This is a genomic window from Streptomyces sp. NPDC101194 (genome assembly GCF_044767885.1).
Classification (GTDB): domain Bacteria; phylum Actinomycetota; class Actinomycetes; order Streptomycetales; family Streptomycetaceae; genus Streptomyces.
In genome coordinates this window covers 52,143-72,673 of record NZ_JBIWOS010000018.1, presented here as the reverse complement: position 1 = coordinate 72,673, position 20,531 = coordinate 52,143, and the positions used below count along the sequence as shown (strand labels likewise).

Sequence of the window (20,531 nt, the reverse complement as noted above, 5' to 3'; positions counted from 1 at the left end):
GCGACTCGCCTCAAGAGGCACCGAGCGGTGGCCACAAGGTACGACAAGTTGGCGGTCCGCTACGAGGCGACCGTGCTGGTCGCAGCCATCAACGAATGGCTGTGACCAGCACTTTTGAAACGCACCCTACTGATCTTTTCGTAAGTTCGGTGGGTGTGGTGGGTGGATGGTCAGGCCCGTATGGGCGAGGTATGACCAGGGAAGTCGGGGATTGGTGTTGATGCGGTGGATGCCTTGCTCGGTGGCGTCGGCGACATCGGCGAGGTGGTCGCCGGCGAGGTTGGCGAGGTGGTCGCCGGCGAGGTTGGCGAGGTGGTCGCCGGCGAGGTTGGCGAGTTCACGCTTCTTGAGCGAGGACCACAGCAGTTCCACCGGGTTCAGCTCGGGAGCGTAGGCGGGTAATCGTTCCAGGGTGAGCCAGTCCTGTTCGGCGACCCAGGCCCGCATCGCCCGGCTCCAGTGGGCGGACAGGCCGTCCCAGACCAGGACCACACGCTCGCCGCGGTAGAACACCTTCATCTGCTCCAGGACCTCGATGAGGGTGGCGGTGTCGTAGCTGCCGGGCTTGAGATGGAAGCAGAGGCGGGCCCCGCGACCGGGGTCGGTGGAGTGGTAGCCCAGAGCCCCGGCCATCGACGCGCGCTTCCGGTTCAGACGGTGCCGCAGGAGCGGGGTCCGACCTCGGGGTGCGTAGGTGCGGCGGATCTGAGGGAGCAGAGAGACGCCTGATTCGTCGAGGAAGACGATCCAGGCACGTGTGTTCACGGCCCCTTTTTGATGCGCGGCCACTCGTGCGCGATCCAGCCGGCGATCTCCGACTCGTCCCGCTCGACCGCCCGCCGCTCGGGCCGTTGCAGGCTCCATCCGAGCCGGCCGGTCAGCAGCCGCCACACCGATGCCCTCGACAACACCACCCCCGTCACCCGGGTGACGACCGCACCGACGCGTTCCAGGGACCACAGGTCGACCTCGAAACCATGAGCCTGGGCACCTTCCTCCAACGCGGCCCGGACCATCTCGACCCGGGCGTCGTCCAGCTTCGGCGGACGACCGGTGGCCGCCCGCCGCCGCAGGGCCGAAGCACCGCCCTGCTCCCACACCCGCCGCCAACGCCGCACACTCTCCGCACACACCCCCACCGCCCGCGCGATCTCCGCATTCGAGACACCGCCCTCGAACAACTCAACCGCACGAACACGACGCGCCTCCGCCAACTCAGGCCGCGACAAAGGAGGAAGACAGGAACCACCAACTGAAGGAGAAGGTGCATAAGCCACCCCGACAGCCTCCCACCCACACACCCACCACACCCACCGAACTCACGAAAAGATCAGTAGGACGATCAGTGAGCGGGTGCGCGAGCACATCTACCTGATCGCTCGGACGTCCCCCGCCGACTGGGGCATCACTGGCTTTGCCACCTGGAGCCTGTCCAAGCTCGCCGACCACCTGATCCAACGGCACGTGGTACCGAAGATTAGCCGGGAGACCTTGCGTCGCATCCTGCGCTCCGGCAAGGTCTCCTGGCAGGCCACGACTACGTGGAAAGCCTCTACCGATCCGAACTTCATCGCCAAGATGCACCGGGTCCTGGCCCTGTACGACACCCCGCCGGCCGACGGCCGGGTGATATGCGTCGACGAGCGCGGCCCTCTCAACCTTCAGCCACGCAAGGGCAGGGCCTGGCGTCCAGTAGGCAAGCCCCGTCGGCTGCGGGCCACCTACAACCGGTACGGCGGCGTGATGCACATGCTTGCCGCCCTCGACCTGGCCACTGGCAAGATCTACTACAGGATCCGGCAGCGCAAACGGTGGCGAGAGTTCCTCGGTCTGCTCCAGACCCTGCGCTCCCGCTGGCCTGGGGAGAAGCTGTACGTCGTCCTGGACAACTCCTCCCCCACAAACACACCGCGGTCTGCAGCTGGGCCGCTGCCAACGACGTCGAGCTGGTCTTCTTGCCTACCTGCGGATCCTGGCTGAACTGGATCGAATCGGAGTTCGCGGCCCTGCGATGCTTCGCCCTCAACGGCACCGACCGCCGCACCCACGAGGAGCAGAACGCCTCCATCGCCGCTTACATCCGCTGGCGCAACGCCCGCGCCGAGCCCAAGACCAGCTTCGCCCCCGACTCGCCAATCCGCCAGTGGACCGAATACCCGTCCAAGGCCGCATGACAAGCCACGACGAGTGGCCCGGTCAGTTCTCGATCAACGCCCTGCGGGGAATGCCGAGCGTCGGCCGAAGCCGACCGTGACGAGCGCCATGAGTGTGAGAGCGATCATCCCGGCTGGAAGAACTGGTGCGCCCACGCCGTCGACGACCACAGCCCCCACAGCACCGCCCGCAAAGATCGCCATGTTGAAGGATGTCGTCAGCATCGCGTTCGCTGCATCGGCGTTCTCGCCCGCGGCCTCCCCCATGGCGGTCTGCAACTGCGTTGCCGAGCCGCCGAACGCGAGGCCCCACAGGATGATCGCGAGTAGCGCGAGCACAGTGGACTGCTGCGCGGCGGCGAGAAACGCGCCGGCGACGATGAACAGGGTCACGCTCGCCAGGGTGAGCTTGCGAAGTGCGCGGTCGATGAACACGCCGGTGATCCATATCCCTCCGAGCGCGGCGACGCCAAAGACGAGAAGCGTGATGTCGGGCCGGAGCGCGAGACGCATCTGCTGCAGATAGGAAGCGATGTAGGTGTAGAGCAGGTTGTGCGCGAGCATCCAGACGAATACGACGGCGAGGATGGTCGCCACGCCGGGAATGCCCAGCACTCGGCTGAGCGGAACGCGTGTCTGCGACGACTGCCCCGGGGCGTCGGGCACGAGGAACTTCGCGAAGACCATGACTATGACGCTGAGCAGTGACATCGCGGCGAAGGACCAGCGCCACCCGACCGTCGAACCCAGCCAGGCGCCAAGGGGGGTTCCGACGCAGAGCGCGACCGGGGTTCCGGTCATGGCGATGGCAAGGGCACGCCCGGCGTGCTCAGGTGCGGCGATACGCCGGGCGTATCCGGCGAGCATGCCCCACAGCAGACCGGAGAAAGCTCCCCCGACGAACCGGGCGACAAGAGCTACGGCGAACGACGGCGATACCGCGGTGACGGCGTTCGCGACGAGGAACCCGAGCAGGCCCGCGAGGAGGAGCGGCTTGCGCCGTGCCCCGCGCGTCAGCGTGATCGCGGGCATCGCCGCAAGGACCGTTCCGATCGCGTAGGCGCTCACGAGCTGGCCGGCGCCGCCTTCGGAGACGTCGAGTCCAACAGCGAGCTGCGGGAGCAGCCCCGCCGGCAGCGTCTCGGTCATGATCACGATGAATCCGGTACACGCCATCACCACCAGCGCCGGAATGGGGAACGACTCGTGCGCTCGCTCGCTGACCGGCGTGGGGCACGTTGTGGTCATCGGGGCGGACACCTCCACTAGTTATGGATTGAACGATCCGATATTGACAGGGGGTGCTGTGCGCGTCAAACTGGATCAGTCAGTCCGTAATAGAGGAGGTCCACCGTGCCCCCCGTCGGCCGCCCCCGCACCTTCGACATGGAGGCCGTCCTGAAGGCCGCCATGCTGCTGTTCTGGGAACAGGGCTACGAAGCGACATCGCTGGCCCAGCTCCGCGAGACCACAGGGCTGTCCTCCGCGAGTCTGTACGGCGCCTTCGGCTCGAAGGAGGGACTGTTCGAGAAGGCCGTTGAGCACTACATCGCCGGGCCGGGCAGCGTCACCGATGTCGTGGCCGACGAGGCGGTAAGTCCCCGCGAGGCCATCACCCAACTCCTCCACGGGTCGATCAACATGCAGACCGACACGTCCCACCCTCGTGGATGCCTCGTCGCCCTCTCGGGGACGGTCCGGGCACCGGGAGCGGGCGAGGCCGGAGCGCGAAAGGTCGTAGCGGCGCGCCGCGCAGCGGACCGAGCACGCATCAGGGCGTGCATCGTACGCGGCATCGCCTCCGGGGAACTCGCCGAAGACACCGACGTGGACGGCGTCACATCAATGATCCACGGCTTCTTGCTCGGTATTTCGACACAGGTGTGTGACGGCACCTCAGCACGACATCTGCACGCCGCGGCCGACGCCGTGCTCGCGAACTGGGGCGCACAGGGACGCTGACGCTCACGCGCACCACACGTCGACATCGGTCCACGCACAGCCCCTGGAACCGCACGACTTCAGGCGGCGTGAATCGCGTACGACAACCGGCGGCGCATCTGGTCGCCCTGGCCTGCCGACTGCCGGACAACCCGTCGAATACCCGGCCAACGATGTGAGCCGAGCCACTAGATATGAGCAGCACGCCGCCCGCACGACATCGCCCGTCCGCCCGGCGGTCGCAGCGGACGCCGCAAGGCGGTCCCCGGGCCCAAGGCCGCGGACCGCTGGTGCACCGCCTCGCTGATCCACGACCCGGCCGATGTGATCGCCCAGGCCTTCACCCAGGCAAGCGACCGCGGCCCTGGCCGCCGTCGGCCCTGGTTCGTCCTGGTCGGCGGCGCCCGCCACCAGTTCGACCCCATCGAGGCCGAAGCGGCTCGCCACAGGGTGAAGATCAATGCCTTGATCGACTTCGCGCACGTTGCCGAGTACGCCTGGACGGCCTCCCACGCGTTCCATCCGATCGCCGGCCCGGCGGCGGAAACGTTCGTGCGGAGAAGCTCACCGCGATCCTGCACAGACAGGACGCCCGCGTCGCCGACGAGATGACCCTGCAGGCCGAACGGGAACACCTCACCGGATCCCGGCGCGACACCGTCGCCACCTGCGTGCACTACCTCACCGGACACCTCGACCAACTCCACTACGACACCGCCCTGGACAACGGCTGGCCCATCGCGACCGGCTCGATCGAGGGCGCATGCAGGCATCTCATTGGTGACCGGCTCGATATGACAGGTGCCCGCTGAGCAGGGGCATTGCGTGATTAGGATTGGTCCGATTCGCCGGTCTCATGAGTGACGTGGCGTCATGTCCGTTGTGTGACAAGGGGCCCGGGAGAGCGGAGCAGGCACGGTGCTGGTGATCATGTGGTTGTCGAGGCCCATGAGAACCGAGCGAGACCGTGCCTGCCCGAACATCATCGCCCATCCCTTCAGCACTGGAGCAACTGGGCTCCCCGACTGATCCCCTCGCCTCAAGCGATGTCGCTGACCTGCGGCCTTTCCTGATCCTGGTCGCCGATCCCCGCGATGCGCGCGGACTGCGGTATCCGGCCCTCGCGTTGCTGTGCGCAGCCGTCTCGGCGGTACTGACCGGGGCTCGCTCGCTCATCGCTGTCAGCGAGTGGATCACGGATGTCCCGCAGCATGTGCTGGGCGTCCTCGGCTTCGCCGCCGATCCACTTACCGGTCTGCGACCGGTGCCGCACGCCGCAACCGTGCGCCGCCTGCTGCAGCGTGTGGACGGTGACGCCCTGGACGCGGCGATCAGCGCGTATCTGCAGGCCAGAACGCCGCCGCCCTCAATCGAGCCGGAGGCGGAGAAAGGGCCGGTGCGACGGGTGATCGCGGTCGACGGCAAGGTGGTCCGCGGATCGCGAACCCGGGCGGCTGCGGCGATCCAGCTGCTGGCGGCGATGGACCACCACGGCGTGGTCCTGGCCCAGCGGCAGGTCGCTTCCAACAGCAACGAGATCCCCTCCTTCGCGCCGTTGCTGGACGGTCTCGAGCTGGAGAACACGGTGATGACCGCCGACGCCCTGCACACCCAGCACGACCACGGGGCCTATCTGACCAGTCGCGGCGCGCACTGCGTGGCCGTCGTGAAGAAGAACCATCCGGGCCTGTACGCCCAGGTCAGGAAGCTGCCCTGGCGTGACATCCCGCTCGGGCACCGCACTCGCGACCACGCCCACCACCGCGACGAGATCCGCCGGCTCAAGACCGCCGCCTTCGCTCACATCGACTGCCCCGGCGCCCGTAAGAAGGTGGCCCGCCCTGTCAGGTAACTGGGTGTTGAAAGGCGCGGCGATATGCGGTGGGCGTGGTGCCGAGGGCGTCGCGGAATCGGGCGCGTAGGTTGGCGCCGCTGCCGAGTCCGCACCGGGTGGCGATCTGTTCCACCTGGAGGTCGGTGGTCTCCAGGAGTTCGCGCGCTCGGTTGACTCGGGCTGTCACGAGCCATTGGTGGGGGCTGATGCCGGTTTCCTGGCGCCACAGGCGGGTCAGGGTGCGTGGGGAGACGCCGGCGTGGTCGGCGAGTTCGGGGAGGGTGAGGTCTTCCTCGAGGCCGCGCAGGGCCCATTCGCGGGTGTCGGCGAGTGTGGTGGCCTGGGGCGCAGGCAGGCTCCTGGAGATGTATTGGGCCTGTCCGCCGTCACGGTGCGGGGCGGCGACGAGTTCCCTGGCGATGTCGTTGGCGACGGCCGCACCGAGATCTTTGCGGACCAGGTACAGGCACAGGTCGATGCCGGCCGTGACGCCCGCGGAGGTCAGGATGGTGTCGTTGTCGATGTAGAGGACGCTGCGGTCCACGCGCAGCCGGGGATAGAGCTCTTCGAGGTCGTCGGCGCTGGCCCAGTGGGTGGTGACGGTGCGGCCGTCGAGCAGTCCGGCCGCGGCGAGGGCGAAGGCGCCGGTGCAGATGGAGACGATGCGTATCCCGGCGCGGCCGGCGAGCTTGAGAGCACCCCTCACCCGTGGGTGGGGAGGGCGCCGGTAGTCCTCGAAGCCCGGAACGATGATCGTGTCCGCTTCGGCGAGTGCTTCGAGTCCCGCGGTCAGCCCGAGAGTGAAACCGGCGCTCGTGGTCACGGAGTCCTCCGTGTCGCCGCACACGGTGAGCTCGTAGGGGGTGTTCGGACGGGCGTTGAAGATCTGCGTGGGAATGCCCAGGTCCATGGGCAGCACACCGTCCACCGCCAGAACCGTGACTCGATGCTTGCTCATGGCTGCAATATTACGACCGTCGCTGATTCTGCAGGCAGGGCCAGCGACCTCCCTGCCATCGGCTCCAAGGCTTCCTCAAGAAGATCCCCGCTGCTCACTCGGCAGTTCGTGCGGCCGGAAAACGATGGCCCGTCCGTGCCACCCTGGCCCAAAAAATGCGCATCTCGGCATATGAGCCATGGCCCGGAAGGAAGGTTTCGAAGAAGTATCGAATGCAGAGCGCGGGGCAACCGGCTCGACACACCGGTAGAGCGGTCCGAGAGCCCCGGCCGTGGATGAGGAACCGACAATGACTTCACAGAACGTGGTGGGCCGCTTCTTCGACGTGCAGGGCGGCAAGGTGTACGCCCACGTCCGCGAGGGCGACGGCCCGGCGTTGATCTTCCTGCACTACTGGGGAGGGTCACGGCGCACCTGGATCCCGGTGCTGCAGCTTCTGGACCCCGAGCAGGGCTTCGTGGCCTACGACCATCGCGGATGGGGCGACTCCACGAGCGTGCCGGGACCTTACGACCTGGAACAGCTCGCGGACGACGCGCAGCGGGTCATCGACGCGCTCGGACACTCCCGCTATGTACTCGTCGGGCACTCCATGGGCGGCAAGGTGGCCCAGATGCTAGCCGCACGCAAGCCCGAGGGCCTGGCCGGAGTCGTCCTGGTGGCACCCGCCCCGCCCGCGCCGGTCGGGGTGACCGAGCAAGCGCAGGAGACGGTCTCCCACGCCTACGACAACGAGGAGGCGGTTCTTCAGAGCATCGACCTGATGCTCACCCACGGCGGGCTGACTCCCGAGCTGCGCCGGCAGGTGGCCGAGGACAGTCTGCGCGGCGTCGACCAGGCCCGTCTCGCATGGCCGCGCCATGGCCTGGTCCAGGACGTGTCGGCCGGCGTCGGCGCCATCGAGGTGCCGGTGCTGGTTCTCGCGGGCAGCCACGACAAGGTCGACCCGCCGAACGTGCTCTCCGACCACCTGCTGCCGCTGATCCCGACCGCCTCACTGACCGTCCTGAAGGACACCGGGCACCTCTCGCCCCTTGAAGTGCCCGACCAGGTGGCCGCGCACATCAGCGCCTTCGTCGCCCAGCTGTAAACCGGCACAGCACTCCAGCCGCACATCCCCCGGCAGGGGCGATCGGCCGTGCCATCACCCCCACGTGCCATGCGATCGCCCTCCATACCCGGCACGCGGCAGCGCGCCCGGCCACCGCAGAAAGAGACACATCATGACCACCGACACCCGCCCGTCCATATTCGAGCGGCTCGGTCTCCCCGACACGAGCCTCGCCCAGGACGCATACGCCCATGTGGAACGGCTCACGCCCACCTTCCTGCTCCATCACAGCGTCCGCAGCTACGTCTTCGCCCGCGCCCATGCCCAGAACCAGGGCCTGCGCGCCGGCACCGACTACGACGACGAGCTGCTGTTCCTCAGCTGTGTCCTGCACGACATCGGACTGAGCGAGGAGGGCAACGGCGACCACCGTTTCGAAGTCGACGGCGCAGACGCCGCAGCGGCATTCCTGCGCGAACGCGGTGTCGAGGAACGGCGTATCGCCATCGCCTGGGACGCCATCGCCCTGCACACATCGGACGGTATCGCCGAACGGAAGGGCACAGAGGTGGCGCTGGCCCAGGCGGGCATCGGCACCGACATCCTCGGAGTCCAGCGGGAGAGCCTTCCCTCCGGCCTCGCCGACGATGTGCACGCCCTGCTCCCGCGTCAGGACCTGGGCTACGCGCTCAGCGACGCCATCCTCACCCAGGCCAAGACCAAACCCCAGAAGGCATCACCGATGACCTTCCCGGGCGACCTTCTGCGCCGCCATCTGCCCTACGGCGCCTATCCCGGCTGGTACGACCTGCTCGCCGCGGCCGGCTGGGGCGACAAGCCGGTCGGCGCCACCGCCCGGCGCCGCGCCGAAACGCCCGAGCAGGTGGCCACCCTGTTCATGGAGTACCTGGAGGCAGGCGACGTAGAGGGCCTGGTGTCGCTCTACGAGCCGAACGCCCACTTCGTCCCCGCCCCCGGAACCCACCTGGAGGGCACGGACGCCATCCGCGCGGCCATGCAGCAGATGGTCGACAACGGCGCCCGCCTCAAGCTCGAACTGCGCGACATCCGACAGGTCGACGATGTCGCCCTGGTGTCGAACCACGCCACCCTCACCGGAGCCGGACCGGAACCGGTGATCTCCACCACCACCGAGATCCTTCGACGCCAGCCGGACGGAGGCTGGGTCCACGTCGTGGACGACCCGTTCTTCGTCTGACCCTCTCGGGCGGCCTGCGCACAGACTCACAGGCCGCCCCTCCCAAGGACAGAGGGCATGCGAATCAATGCCATCGCCTGGCGGCCCGGACATCCCCACCTCGTGACTGCTGAGGAGTTCCTCAATGCCTCACTGGCTGTTCTCCAACCGCTCGGGTGGTCGGCGGGATTCGAACGGCGGCCTGGTCTGGGTGAGTCTGCTGGTGCATAGAAGAAGGGCCTCTTGGTAGCTCGCGGATGTCGAGTCCCGCGAGGAGCAAGAGGCCCTGTTGTCGAAGTGTCGCGTGGTGACGGTTGCCGGGTCCAGTCCGTCCACTCCTGGGTGTGACTGTCTCGCCCACAGGTTCGGGAACGCGGCCGACCGGCCGGGGCGCCGGCCCCGGTACGGGTCGGACATGAGCGACGCCGAGTGGGTGCTGGTGCGGGACCTGCTGCCGCTTCCGGCCTGGATGACGGGCCGGGGCGGGCGGCCGGAGGGCTACTGCCACCGTCAGATGATCGACGCGGTGCGCTACCTGGTCGACAACGGGATCAAGTGGCGGGCGATGCCCGCGGACTTCCCGCCCCGGCCGCGCGTGTACGCCTTCTTCGCCCGCTGGCGGGACACGGGCCTGGCTGCCGAACTGCACGACCGGCTGCGTGAACCTTCCACTTGTTCAGGACACGTGCGCGGCGTCCGTGCCGATGCTCTGGCCGTTTCCTGACGGCGAGCACAGCGTCAGCCGCATACAGGGCCGCGTAGTGGATGGCTGTGTACTGGCGGAGGGTTCCGTCCCAGGCGTGGGCGGTCTCCATAGCCCGGCGGGCCCGGGCGACCATGCCTGCGGGCGCCAGTGGGGCGGCGTCCTGGCCCGGAGGCTGCTGCGTTGCCTGGGTGCCGTTCTTCGCGTGCAGCCCGATCGGCGGCGGACGAGGGTTGAGCGCCCAAGGCGACGGAGTCGGCCGATCTTTGCGCGGCGCCTCCCGCCGCCCGCCCGTATTCCGAGGTGGGCTTCCTCACTTTCGGATCGATCCATCCGTAAATCGTTTGACGTGCGCGCACAGCCCCAGCAAGACTTACGGCATGAACGATCCAGAATTTAGCAGAGACGGCGGTGTGCGGACTCGCACAGCGCCTGCCACACCTGCGGACAAGCCCAGCGTCAACCCTCCCCCCCTGAGCCGGGCGATGGTGCTGCTGCTGGCCACGGTGTGCGGTGCGGCGGTGGCGAACATCTACTACGCCCAGCCGTTGCTGCCCGTGATATCGCGGGCGCTCGGAGTGTCCCAGGGAGCCGTCGGCCTGGTGGTCACCGTCTCGCAGGTCGGCTATGCGCTGTCGCTGGCCCTGCTGGTGCCCCTGGGCGACGTGCTGGAGCGGCGCCGTCTGGTGACTGCGCTGCTAGGCCTGAGTGCGCTCGCCGTCCTCGGTGCGGCGGCGTCCCCGTCGCTGGGGCTTCTGCTCATCGCGATCGCGGTGGTCGGGGTGACCTCCGCAGTGGCGCAGATCGTGGTACCCATGGCTGCGACGCTGGTGCCTGACCACCAGCGCGGGTCGGCGGTGGGCACGGTGATGAGCGGGCTGCTGATCGGGATCATGATCGCGCGTACCGTCGCCGGGGTGCTCGCCCAGATCGGTGACTGGCAGTTGGTGTTCGTCTTCGCCGCGCTCCTGATGGCGGCCCTGGCACTCACCCTGCGCCTGGTCCTGCGCCCCGTCCGCCCGTCGGAGAACACCGCCTATCCTAAGCTGCTGCGCTCGGTGCTGGCGCTGGTGCTCAGCGAATCGCTGCTGCGCAGGCGCATGGCTCTGGCCGCGGTCGGCATGGGCTGTTTCACCGTCCTGTGGACCGCGTCGTCGTTCCTGCTGGCCGGCCGGCCGTACGAGTTCGGCCCCGCCGTCATCGGCCTGTTCGGTCTGGCCGGGGTCGTCGGAGCCGCCGCCGCGTCGAAGGCCGGGCGGCTCACCGATCGCGGGCGCGGCCGTCAGGTGACCACGGGCGGACTGATCCTGCTGGCGCTCAGCTGGCCGGTGCTCGCCGTCGCCGGTGTGGGCGGACCGGTGGGCCTGATCGCGCTCACCGTCGGCATCATCGCCCTCAACCTCGCCCAGCAGGCGCTGTTGATCAGCCACCAGAGTGCGATCTACCGCCGGGCCCCGCACGCCCGGAGCCGGGTGACGACGGCCCTCATGGTGTCCGCGTTCGCCGGGGGCACCGTCGCCTCGGCGCTGACCACGGCGCTGTACCCGCTCGCCGGGTGGCTGGGCGTGAGCGTGCTCGGCCTGGTCACCGCGCTGGCCGGGGCCGGGGTCTGGATACTGGAGCTGGTCCATCCCAGCCCCGCCGAACCGCTCGCCGCCCCGTCGGCGGCCGACGACATCGTCGCGCCCGCCGGGCGCCCGGCGGGCGCGGGCCGCGTGAGCTCGCGCCGTGAGGAGGTTGGCTGTGCCTGAGATCCGCCGAGTGGCGATCCTTGACGACTACCAGGGAGTTGCGCTCCAGTACGCCGACTGGAGCACCCTGCCGGACAGTACGGAACTCACGGTCCTCACCAAGTCCCTGGGCGGCCCCGAGGACGTGATCGCCGCGCTGGAACCGTTCGACGTCATCGTGGCCATGCGCGAGCGCACCGCCTTCCCTGCCGCGGTCATCGACAGGCTGCCGAATCTGCGGCTGCTGGTGACGACGGGCCCGGTCAACGCAGCCATCGACGTGGCGGCGGCCCAGCAGCGCGGCATCGTGGTGTCGGGCACGCGCGGGGCCGGGCTGATCTCGACGGCCGAGCTCACCTGGAGCCTGATCCACGCCCTGGCCCGCTCCGTCCCCGCCGAGGACCGCGGCGTACGCGAGGGTGCCTGGCAACGGACAGTCGGGCGCGATCTGCACGGCGCCCGCCTCGGCGTCATCGGGCTCGGCGGCGTGGGCACCCGTGTGGCCCGCGTGGGGCGCGCCTTCGGCATGGACGTCGTCGCCTGGAGCGCCCACCTCGACGCCGAGCACGCCCGTGCCGTCGGGGTCACTCCGGTCACCAAGCGGGAGCTGCTGGCCACGTCCGACGTGGTGACGGTCCACCTCAAGCTCTCCGCCCGCACCACCGGACTCCTGGGCCGCGACGACCTCGCGCTCATGCGACCGGATGCGCTGCTGATCAATACCTCGCGCGGACCCATCGTCAACGAGGAGGCGCTGCTCGCGGCCCTGAACGCCGGGACCATCGGCGGAGCCGGCCTGGATGTGTACTCCACCGAGCCCCTCCCCGCCGACTCGCCGTGGCGCGGCGCCCCGCGCACGGTACTCACCCCGCATCTGGGCTACGTCACCGCAGGCGCCTACGACGTTTTCTACTCCGACGCACTGGAAGACATCCTCGCGTACGCCGCCGGTGAACCGATCCGCGTACTCACCCCGTGAGCAGACCGCTCACCACCGCTTACCGCACACACGAACTCGAAAGGCACGACCTCATGGCAACGCATGCGCGGCACGCCGCGACGAACGGCGCCGAGGACCGCGAGAACTCCGGGATCCGGTTCCCCGTCATCTGGACACGTACCCTGGGCGAACTCACCTTGAGCTACGTTCCCGACGCGGGCGTCGACATGATCCCGACCCGGGTCTACCCGGCCTCCGTCGAGGAGGACTGGCACCCGCACCGCCCGCAGATGACCGAGGCGGGCCATCTGCCCATGGGATGCGGGGCACTGCTCGTCGAGAGGGGCGGCACCCGCCTGCTCATCGACACCGGCCATGGCCGCATATCGGGCGAGGACCTGGAGCACTTCCAGCACGCCTTCGGCCATGTGCAGGACCTCCCGGAGTCACTGGTCGCCCTCGGCGTGGACCCGGCCGAGCTGGACATGGTCGCCATCACCCACCTCCACGGCGACCACACCGGATGGGCCCGGCCCGACGCGGTCGAGGATCCGCGGAGCCTGTTCACGAAGGCGCGGTGGATGGTCGGGAAGGGCGAGCTGGAGAGCGTCGCGCCCGGGGACGGCCCGATACTGGCCGGCCAGGACGAACGCGCCGTGGTCGTGACCGACGGGACCGAGATCGCCGACGGTGTCCGCGCGTGGTCCCTTCCCGGGCACACCCCAGGGCACACCGCCTGGATCCTCGACACCGGCGACGGCCGGGAGGTCGTGGCCTTCGGCGACGCCATGCACTCACCGGTCCAGGTCCAGCACCCGGACTGGGAAGTGGTCCTCGACACCGACCGGAACGAGGCCGAACAGTCGCGACGCCGACTCGTGGAGCGCCTCGCGCGGGACGGGGTCTACGGCTTCGGCGTCCACTTCGCCGACCAACAGCTGGGAACCGTCGACAGCTCCGGCCTCTGGCGCCCCTGGAACGACGAGACAGATGCTTCCTGATGCCGGCTCTGGCCGCTCACGAGAAGACGGACCGCCGGCCACGCCGCCTAGCTGCGCCCGCTAAACTGGAATAGTCGTTCCGTTATGGTAGGAGGTGTCCCGTGGCCCCCATCGGCCGTCCCCGTATCTTCGACATGGAGGGGGTCCTGGAGGCCGCGATGCGGTTGTTCTGGGAGCAGGGCTACGAAGCGACGTCGATGGCCCAACTCCTGGAGGCCACGGGGCTTTCCTCGGCGAGCCTGTATGGCGCGTTCGGCTCGAAGCAGGGCCTGTTCGAGCGGGCGATGGAGCATTACATCGCCGGGCCGGGCAGCGTCAACGACGTCATCGACGACGAGGCCCTGAGCCCGCGCGAGGCCGTCGCTCAGATGCTGCACAGATCCATTGACATGCAGACCGACACCTCCCACCCCCGCGGCTGCCTCGTCGCCCTGTCGGGTACTGTCCGGGCCCCCGGGGACCGCGATGCTGCCGTGCGCCGGGCGGCGGCGGCACGCCGTGCGGTGGACCGAGCCCGTATCAGGGCGTGTGTCGTCCGCGGCGTTGCCGCAGGAGAACTCGCCGGGGAAACAGACGTGGACGGCATCACAACCATGATCCACAGCTTCCTGCTCGGCGTCTCCACCCAGGTGTGCGACGGCACGCCCGCCCGCGAACTGCACGCTTCGGCTGACGCCCTCCTCGCTGCCTGGCGCATACAGGGACAGGCAGCCTGACCGACCAAAACGCCTGCTGACCTTTCCGCTGTGCTGTCGGGGTCCTGACGCTGGTTGGTCCGCCGGTGCGAACGGGCGGACCAACCAGCGCCGAGCCCGGTCAGCTGCAGGAGCCGAACGGCGCTGTGCGGTCACCGGCGCCCGGAAGACGCCGCACGTTGCCCGCCTCTGCCGCCCGGCCCCCCCGGGCCCCCTGGGCGCGCAGTCGAATGATCTCCTCGTGCTGGGCGGCCAGCCGGGAGACGGCCTGGACGCGGAAGTCCTCCAGCTCGCGCAGGGCCGCATCCCGGGCGGCGACGCGTGCCACCGGTCCGTGCCGCCTCCCGGCAGTCCGCGGCAGTCCGCGACCCGCTGGAACCGACCGCGACCCGGAACTGCCCCCACTGCCAGCAGTCCGTCACAATCGTCGCCCTGCTGGCCACCTCCGAGGTCGCCCGTCCAACGATGCCGCACCACCGCACCGACATCGTCCCGCTGCGGTGGACCCACTGACCGGCCTTCACGTTCGCGCGGGTGGACGAGTTGGTCACCCCCAGCCACAGCGACGGCACCCGCACCTTCGTTTTTCTCGACCGCCGTGGACCAGCCCGACAGCGTCTGCTGAGCCAGCGACATCCCGCATCGCTGGATCGACAGCATCACCATCAACGACTGGTCCCCGAGATCGACCACGTCCTTCGCGCCTGCTTCGACTGACCCTCACCGATCACCGCGGCCCGGCGGCCTGACGGTCACCGGGCCGCAAAGCGGTGTCGTCAGGCGGGTGATGCATTCGCGACGGGGAGGCGCTCCGTTCCACCGCCGAAGGGAAGGAAGACAGTGCGGCTGGCGAGGAACCAGGCGCCGTCGATCTTTTGGAAGACGTCCTCGTAGTGGCCGACGTTCGCCGGGAGCCTGGGCTCGATCATTCCACCTGAGTAGCCGTCGACCCGGTATGTCGTCAGATACGAGACCGCTCGCGCTGTCGCCTCGGAGTCGACCGTGACCAGGATGTTCGTCATCAGACGGCGCGACAGCCTGTCCGCCGGGCGAGAGGCGAAGTAGGCGCGCAGGGCCTCGCGCCCCTCGATGCGCCGGTCCCCGAAAGGCCAGTGCCAGAGACCATCGGGCGTGAACAGCTCGGCCACCGAACTTGGCTCACCAAGGTCAAGGCGGTGGATGAAGTCCACGATGATGCGCTCGCAGGCGCGTTCCGCGAGCATCCGCTCGACCGGGGGCATGACCTTGTCGTCCATACCCCTGTTCATCAGCCCCAACAGGTCCCAGGGCCACAGCTTTTCCGCGCCAGCACCGGCAGGAAGCGCTCTTCGCTCCCCACCCTCCCCACTCGATTTTCCAGCAGACGAACTGAGGCGAAGACCGGCCGTGGGGATTTCGTGAAGCCTCATCAACGGCACCTTCCGCCCGGAGATGGAAAAGCAGCTCGGCCTCGCGCCGCTTCTCCCGGTGCCCCGTCCCCGCACCCCGGCGGACGCCTCCGGCCAGGCCCTGGCGGAGTCGAGGTGCCCCCCGTGCCGGTGTCTGTACCAGCCTTGGGGGTCAACGGGGGCCCTTGACGTCGCAAGGGGCAGCCGGTCCCGGATGCCCCTCGCGGGTGCTCTCGTAGTGGTACTGGCGTCTGTCATGTCACTCGGCGGCGGATCCACCAGGCGCAGAACCCGGTCAGGGCCAGGGCGAGGCTGAGGTAGAGCCCGGTCTCGGCCCATTGAAGGGCCCAGAAGTTCCCGGCGGGCTGGTAGGTCACCTGCTGCTTGTAGCCCAGGGCGCCGAGGTCGGCGATGCAGCGGTCGACCTGCTGCAGGGTGGGTGGGCCCGACTGGGTACGCAGGCAATCGGCGAAGGACGACGGCACGGAGGCCGGCTGACCAGCGGCGTTCAGTGTCTGCTGGGAGGTGACCCAGGCCCCGGGCACTTCTTCGAGGTGCGCGACGATTTGCCTGTCTCCGTCCTGGATGCTGATGGGGGCGCCGTCGGGCTCGATCGGCAGGACGGTCCGGTCCGCGGCGGCCAGGTGGGACCGGATCCACATCGGCACCGCGATCTGGACGGCGGCGTAGAGGGCGAACGTGGTGGCCATCGCGGGCAGGGTGCGGCGGATGACCAGGCCGAGGGCTCTGAGCCGGCCGCGTCCGAACGACCTCGCCGTAGGTGCCTCCTTCCACGTGCCCGCGGCCGTCACGACCTCTGCGAGGCCCAGGCAGGGCGGCCTTGGTCCTTGGGACCCGGGGCGGTCTTCTGCTGTCACGCAACGTTTACCTCGTCTGCCAGACTGCTCGGATGATCGTCAGACTTGCGCGAGAGCAGGATGTCTCCGGCCTTTTTGGCCTGGCAGCCCAGGTCGAGCACTGGTTCGGCCCGATGGTCGAGGATCCCGGTTTCCGGGATGCCGTTGGTAAACACATTCGACGGTCCACGGCGCTGGTCGCCGTTTCCTCGGAGTCAGACCTTCTCGGCAGTCTCTTGTTCGGCGCGAAGGCCCCGACTTACCACGTCCACTGGCTCGTTGTCGCGGAGAAGGCACGCGGGAAAGGCGTCGGTCGTGCGCTGATGATGGACGCGATACGGAGGTTTGTGCGGGGCCCGGGCAGCATCGAGGTGGTCACCTTCGGGGCCGACCACCCGGGCGCCGTCGCCAGTGGAGCACGAGTCTTCTACGAGCGTCTTGGTTTCACCCCCGCTGAGGCTACCGCGCCGGGTCCGGAAGGCGGCTCACGGCAGATTTATCGCCGGGCCGTTGTCTGAGCGCCGGTAGGGGTGATGACTGGGGCCTCAGATTGTCCGTTCCCGAGGCTGCGTCGAGGAGCTGGTGGTTCGGGGGGCTGGTTGCCTCCGACCACGCTGCGGGCCCTCAACTCGCAGAGGTCGGGCAGGCGAACGCCTGGTATGGAGTCGAGAAGGTCGGCCTGGGAAGCACGGATGATGTAGGCAGGAGCCTCGGGGCCGATGCCGAGGGTGCGGCGGGTGGTCACGACGGTCGTCGTACGGCTGCATCGACAGTTGATGGACCATCATGTGCCAACACTGCAGCCGCCGAACGAGCCGTCATGCCACTCGCTCACCTTGTTCTTTTTCTTCTGGCCTCGAACAGTGTCCCGAACGAGGTCACTCACCTGGGCATTCGCCGGACATGAGGGCGGCCTTCGTCTGATCCTGTGCTCCGTCACGAGGAGAACCAGTCGAAAGCCATTGTCATGAGTGTGGTGTCTCCGGATGTCCGACGGGAAGCGTTCGCGGAAGCATCACGCTTCCGAGCAGAGTTCTACGAGTGTCTGACCGCCCGGCGTGACGAGTTGTTCGAACTGGCCGACGCGCTGTTGTGCGTCGACGGGCCGGTCACCTCGCCGGTGGACCTGACGATGGTGCCCGAGCACCGGCGTGGGCACGGCGCGATGTACGGAGCTCTCAACCGGGGCCGGATCGACGTCGAGAGGCTGCGGACCTTGCTCGCCGGGCTGCCGTTGCCCCGGTTCGAGGGCGGGCGTCTGGTGCTGGCGGTTGACGTGTCGCCGTGGCTGCGCTCGGACGCGCCCTGCTCGGCAGACCGGCTGTTCTGCCACGTCTACGGCCGGGCGAAGTCCGCCTCCCAGTTCATCCCGGGCTGGCCGTACTCCTTCGTCGCTGTCCTCGAACCGGGCGCCACCTCGTGGACGTCGATCCTGGACGTGGTCCGGCTCGGACCCGAAGACGATGCGACCGCCGTCACCGCCACCCAACTCCGCGCCGTGGCCGAGCGGCTCATCTCAGCCGGCCAGTGGACGCCCGGCGACCCGGACATCACGATCGTCATGGACGCGGGTTACGACGTCACCCGCCTGGCCTGGGTCCTGCGGGATCTTCCTGTCGAGCTGGTCGGACGGATCCGCCGCGACCGGGTGATGCGGCTGCCGAAGCCCTCGCTCAAGGAGTACGCCCTGGCCTATCCCCAGGGCGGGCGGCCTCCGAAGCACGGCAAGGAGTTCCGCTTCGCCAAACCCGAGACCTGGCCGACGGCGGCGATCACCACCGTCACCGACACCACCAACTACGGCAAGGCCGAAGCCCAGGCAGGGGACCGGGTCCACCCGAGGCTGACCCACCGCTCAGCCTGGCTGGAGCACGACGGTGAACTCCTCGTCGTCGAGGGCACCTTGGTCCGATTGAAGGTCGAGCGCCTCTCCAGGGAACGGGAAGCACCGCCGGTATGGCTATGATCCTCCAGGACCGGCGCCATCCCGGCAGACGTGGATCTGTGGTGGCAGGTGTTCCTCAGGAGATTCGATCTTGAGCACACCTTCAGGTTCGGAAAGCAGATCCTCGGCTGGACCACCCCGAAGGTCCCGTACTCCCGAGGCCGCGGACCGGTGGACCTGGCTCATGGTCGTCGCCCACACCCAACTCCGCCTCGCCCGGCCACTGGACGCCGACCTCCGCCGGCCCTGGGAGAAGCCGACCAGACCCGAACGCCTCACCCCGGCCCGGGTCCGCCGGGGGTTCAGGAACATCCGAGCCCACCTGCTCTGTCCTGCCCGTGTTCCCCAACCACGCGGCGCTGGCCCCGGACGACCACCCGGGACCAAGAACCGCCGTCCCGCTCCCCGCTACGACGTCGGCAAAACCGTCAAACGCCCCGAGACCCTCAAGGTCATCGGCAGACCTGGCCGATCTTGGTAGATAAAGAACAAGCTCCAAACCAAGGTCATTGCCATACCTGTGCTCGGTCGGCACGTGGTCGACGCCTACCTGCTGCTGGGCAGACACCCGGTCATCGTCGACGCCGGAACTCCCGGCAGCGGCCAGCTGATCTACGACCGGGTAGTCGCTCACGGCGTCGACCCCAAGGACGTCCGCCTGGTCGTCGTCACCCATGGACCCGTCGATCATTTCGGCTCCGCAGCAGAACTCAGCCGGCTGACCGGTGCACCTATCGCAGGCCATATCGCCGACCTCGGCATCTACCGAGCGGGCGGGGTCAGTGAGCCCTACCTGCCTATCGGGCTGTTCGGGCGTCTGTTCGTGCGCACCTCAAGGGCGCGCGAAACCACCGAGCCGTTCGAACCGAACGTGCTCATCCGTGGTGAGACCCGCTCGGCGGACTTCGGTATCGAGGCCCGCATCATGCCCACGCCGGGCCACACGGCCGGCTCCGTCTCCGTCCTTACCGACACCGGCGACCTGGTAGCCGGAGATCTCGTGGCCATCCGTTGCTGGGCGTCATCAAGGGGCGTCCCAGCAATCCGCCCTTCCACGACGATCGGCTCGGCAACCTGGCGCGCCTGCGCGAAATGCTGGCCCTCGGCCCCACCAAGCTCCACGTCGGCCACGGCGCGCCTCTCGACCCCGAACGGGTAGTCCGTTGGGCAGCAGCGGAGCAGCAACGGCTCGACCGCCTCTCGGCCCGGGGATGGTGGATGACGTGCAGGTTCCCCGAGGGCTTCCAAAAGCGGAGAAGGTTGTCCCGTCCCGTTCGACATTCTCGCGCCGCGCCTCGGTGACCAGGGGGTAGGCACATCATGGTGAAGACCGCAGTTCACGAAATCCCAGGAGACGTTGTCGCCCAGAGTTACGCGTGTGCAGCTGTCCCAACCTTCGTTGCCGGTCGTTTGCGAGGCTTCGCTGATCAAGGACTTGCCCGATCCTCGATCACTCCTCGGCGGTCAACCCTTGCAGTGGACCGCAGGCCAGGACTCTGGTGGCGAAGTTCGCCAACTGTGCCCGCATTCTTTCCCGCGGAATGCGCCCTTCTCCGGCCAGGTGCTCGACGAGGTCGGCTCGTGTGGCGGCGAGCAGGGCGTGGGTGGTGAAGTCGCTGTCGGTCAGGCCGGGGATCTGCTCCAGTACGGCTCGCAGCAGGCTGTGCCACCGCTCGTAGTGCTCCGCCTGGTACGGGCTGCTGCTCCCGCCTTCCTCCAGGGCCAGCGCGAGGCGCCGGTTGTCGAGTTTGAAGCACAGGATGGCATCGAGCAGGGCGGGTACGCGATCTTGCGGTGGGGTCGCGGGCCCCAGGGGTGGTGGGCCGGTCTCGACGGCCTGCCTGATCGGTTCGAGCCGTGCCTCGTACAGCGCGCGGAGCAGCCCGGCGCGATCGCCGAAGGCCCGGAAGAGCGTGCCCTTGCCGACGCCGGCCGCTGCCGCGACGTCGGCCATGGTGACGTCCTCGGGACTCTCGCGGCGAGTGAAGAGGGCGTCGGCGGCCGCGAGCACGGCCTCCCGGTTGCGGATGGCGTCCTTGCGGGACGACTGGCGTTCGGGCATGCCACTCCTTCCACTTGCAAAACGGACCCGTGGTCCATATCGTCGAATCGGACCCAGGGTCCGGATTCTATGACT

Annotated in this window: 22 protein-coding genes and 3 pseudogenes; 17 read left to right on the top strand and 8 right to left on the bottom strand. The window is 68.6% G+C overall.

Annotation, left to right across the window (positions count from 1 at the left end; all coding sequences use genetic code 11):
• Positions 1–6: 6 nt before the first annotated feature.
• Positions 7–105: pseudogene (locus tag ACIRP2_RS37985) on the top strand (IS5/IS1182 family transposase); the annotation flags it as partial.
• Between the two features lie 21 nt (positions 106–126).
• On the opposite strand, the gene ACIRP2_RS37980 reads toward ACIRP2_RS37985, so the two are convergent.
• The gene (locus ACIRP2_RS37980; protein ID WP_404258337.1) at positions 127–765 is read right to left on the bottom strand and encodes a transposase; all 639 of its coding nucleotides are present in this window, start codon (positions 763–765) and stop codon (positions 127–129) included.
• Entirely contained in the window at positions 762–1,277 is a 516-nt protein-coding gene (locus tag ACIRP2_RS37975; protein WP_404258336.1) for a winged helix-turn-helix domain-containing protein, read from the bottom strand. Before ACIRP2_RS37975 ends, ACIRP2_RS37980 begins: the two co-directional genes overlap by 4 nt.
• Before the next feature lie 76 nt (positions 1,278–1,353).
• Here ACIRP2_RS37975 and ACIRP2_RS37970 point away from each other — a divergent pair, with 76 nt between their 5' ends.
• Together ACIRP2_RS37970 and ACIRP2_RS37965 are read left to right on the top strand one after the other, a co-directional pair.
• Complete coding sequence (locus ACIRP2_RS37970) at positions 1,354–1,980, top strand: IS630 family transposase (protein WP_404258335.1); 627 nt, start codon at positions 1,354–1,356, stop codon at positions 1,978–1,980.
• Positions 1,956–2,174 (top strand): hypothetical protein, encoded by a 219-nt coding sequence (locus ACIRP2_RS37965; protein WP_404258334.1) that lies wholly within the window; start codon positions 1,956–1,958, stop codon positions 2,172–2,174. Before ACIRP2_RS37970 ends, ACIRP2_RS37965 begins: the two co-directional genes overlap by 25 nt.
• 33 nt (positions 2,175–2,207) lie before the next feature.
• On the opposite strand, the gene ACIRP2_RS37960 is transcribed toward ACIRP2_RS37965, so the two are convergent.
• Entirely contained in the window at positions 2,208–3,401 is a 1,194-nt protein-coding gene (locus tag ACIRP2_RS37960) for an MFS transporter (protein ID WP_404258333.1), read from the bottom strand.
• A 105-nt stretch (positions 3,402–3,506) separates the two neighbouring features.
• On the opposite strand from ACIRP2_RS37960, the gene ACIRP2_RS37955 reads away from it, so the two are divergent.
• The 3 genes and pseudogenes from ACIRP2_RS37955 to ACIRP2_RS37945 all read left to right on the top strand — a co-directional run bounded on the left by ACIRP2_RS37955 (position 3,507) and on the right by ACIRP2_RS37945 (position 5,946).
• Positions 3,507–4,115 carry a TetR/AcrR family transcriptional regulator gene (locus ACIRP2_RS37955; protein WP_404258331.1) on the top strand — a complete coding sequence of 203 codons (609 nt, stop codon included), beginning with the start codon at positions 3,507–3,509 and terminating at the stop codon, positions 4,113–4,115.
• 177 nt (positions 4,116–4,292) lie between these two features.
• A pseudogene (locus ACIRP2_RS37950) lies at positions 4,293–4,903 on the top strand (ISKra4 family transposase); the annotation flags it as partial.
• A gap of 158 nt (positions 4,904–5,061) precedes the next feature.
• Positions 5,062–5,946 (top strand): ISAs1 family transposase, encoded by an 885-nt coding sequence (locus ACIRP2_RS37945; RefSeq protein WP_404258330.1) that lies wholly within the window; start codon positions 5,062–5,064, stop codon positions 5,944–5,946.
• Here the strand turns inward: ACIRP2_RS37945 and ACIRP2_RS37940 are convergent.
• Positions 5,939–6,886, bottom strand: a complete 948-nt coding sequence (locus tag ACIRP2_RS37940; protein WP_404258329.1) for a GlxA family transcriptional regulator — start codon at positions 6,884–6,886, stop codon at positions 5,939–5,941. The genes ACIRP2_RS37945 and ACIRP2_RS37940 overlap by 8 nt on opposite strands.
• A 289-nt stretch (positions 6,887–7,175) precedes the next feature.
• On the opposite strand from ACIRP2_RS37940, the gene ACIRP2_RS37935 reads away from it, so the two are divergent.
• The 7 genes from ACIRP2_RS37935 (at position 7,176) to ACIRP2_RS37905 (ending at position 14,225) form a co-directional block, all read left to right on the top strand.
• Positions 7,176–7,976, top strand: coding sequence for an alpha/beta fold hydrolase (locus tag ACIRP2_RS37935; protein WP_404258328.1), 801 nt, complete (start codon positions 7,176–7,178; stop codon positions 7,974–7,976).
• 133 nt (positions 7,977–8,109) lie between these two features.
• Positions 8,110–9,156: an SgcJ/EcaC family oxidoreductase gene (locus ACIRP2_RS37930; protein ID WP_404258327.1), complete on the top strand. Its 1,047-nt coding sequence runs from the start codon at positions 8,110–8,112 to the stop codon at positions 9,154–9,156.
• Between the two features lie 394 nt (positions 9,157–9,550).
• On the top strand, positions 9,551–9,859 hold the full coding sequence (locus tag ACIRP2_RS37925) for a transposase (RefSeq protein WP_404258326.1): 309 nt from the start codon (positions 9,551–9,553) through the stop codon (positions 9,857–9,859).
• A 392-nt stretch (positions 9,860–10,251) separates the two neighbouring features.
• Positions 10,252–11,589: an MFS transporter gene (locus ACIRP2_RS37920; RefSeq protein WP_404258325.1), complete on the top strand. Its 1,338-nt coding sequence runs from the start codon at positions 10,252–10,254 to the stop codon at positions 11,587–11,589.
• Positions 11,582–12,547 (top strand): D-2-hydroxyacid dehydrogenase family protein, encoded by a 966-nt coding sequence (locus ACIRP2_RS37915; protein ID WP_404258324.1) that lies wholly within the window; start codon positions 11,582–11,584, stop codon positions 12,545–12,547. The genes ACIRP2_RS37920 and ACIRP2_RS37915 overlap by 8 nt, the downstream gene beginning before the upstream one ends.
• 53 nt (positions 12,548–12,600) lie before the next feature.
• Positions 12,601–13,509: an MBL fold metallo-hydrolase gene (locus tag ACIRP2_RS37910; RefSeq protein WP_404258323.1), complete on the top strand. Its 909-nt coding sequence runs from the start codon at positions 12,601–12,603 to the stop codon at positions 13,507–13,509.
• 101 nt (positions 13,510–13,610) lie between these two features.
• Positions 13,611–14,225: a TetR/AcrR family transcriptional regulator gene (locus ACIRP2_RS37905; protein ID WP_404258322.1), complete on the top strand. Its 615-nt coding sequence runs from the start codon at positions 13,611–13,613 to the stop codon at positions 14,223–14,225.
• A gap of 100 nt (positions 14,226–14,325) precedes the next feature.
• Here the strand turns inward: ACIRP2_RS37905 and ACIRP2_RS37900 are convergent, their stop codons facing one another.
• Positions 14,326–14,532, bottom strand: a complete 207-nt coding sequence (locus ACIRP2_RS37900) for a hypothetical protein (RefSeq protein ID WP_404258321.1) — start codon at positions 14,530–14,532, stop codon at positions 14,326–14,328.
• A gap of 206 nt (positions 14,533–14,738) precedes the next feature.
• Between ACIRP2_RS37900 and ACIRP2_RS37895 the strand changes: the two genes are divergently transcribed.
• Positions 14,739–14,921 (top strand): hypothetical protein, encoded by a 183-nt coding sequence (locus ACIRP2_RS37895; protein ID WP_404258320.1) that lies wholly within the window; start codon positions 14,739–14,741, stop codon positions 14,919–14,921.
• A 59-nt stretch (positions 14,922–14,980) separates the two neighbouring features.
• Here the strand turns inward: ACIRP2_RS37895 and ACIRP2_RS37890 are convergent, their stop codons facing one another.
• A complete protein-coding gene (locus tag ACIRP2_RS37890; RefSeq protein ID WP_404258319.1) occupies positions 14,981–15,460 on the bottom strand; it encodes a nuclear transport factor 2 family protein in 480 nt (159 codons plus the stop codon).
• 386 nt (positions 15,461–15,846) lie between these two features.
• On the bottom strand, positions 15,847–16,302 hold the full coding sequence (locus ACIRP2_RS37885; RefSeq protein WP_404258318.1) for a hypothetical protein: 456 nt from the start codon (positions 16,300–16,302) through the stop codon (positions 15,847–15,849).
• 200 nt (positions 16,303–16,502) lie between these two features.
• On the opposite strand from ACIRP2_RS37885, the gene ACIRP2_RS37880 reads away from it, so the two are divergent.
• From ACIRP2_RS37880 to ACIRP2_RS37870, 3 genes and pseudogenes are all read left to right on the top strand, one after another.
• Positions 16,503–16,967, top strand: a complete 465-nt coding sequence (locus tag ACIRP2_RS37880; protein ID WP_404258317.1) for a GNAT family N-acetyltransferase — start codon at positions 16,503–16,505, stop codon at positions 16,965–16,967.
• A gap of 449 nt (positions 16,968–17,416) precedes the next feature.
• A pseudogene (locus tag ACIRP2_RS37875) lies at positions 17,417–18,875 on the top strand (NF041680 family putative transposase).
• Between the two features lie 54 nt (positions 18,876–18,929).
• On the top strand, positions 18,930–19,553 hold the full coding sequence (locus ACIRP2_RS37870; RefSeq protein WP_404258316.1) for an MBL fold metallo-hydrolase: 624 nt from the start codon (positions 18,930–18,932) through the stop codon (positions 19,551–19,553).
• Positions 19,554–19,844: 291 nt separating this feature from the next.
• On the opposite strand, the gene ACIRP2_RS37865 is transcribed toward ACIRP2_RS37870, so the two are convergent.
• Positions 19,845–20,456, bottom strand: coding sequence for a TetR/AcrR family transcriptional regulator (locus ACIRP2_RS37865; RefSeq protein ID WP_404258315.1), 612 nt, complete (start codon positions 20,454–20,456; stop codon positions 19,845–19,847).
• Positions 20,457–20,531 lie beyond the last annotated feature (75 nt).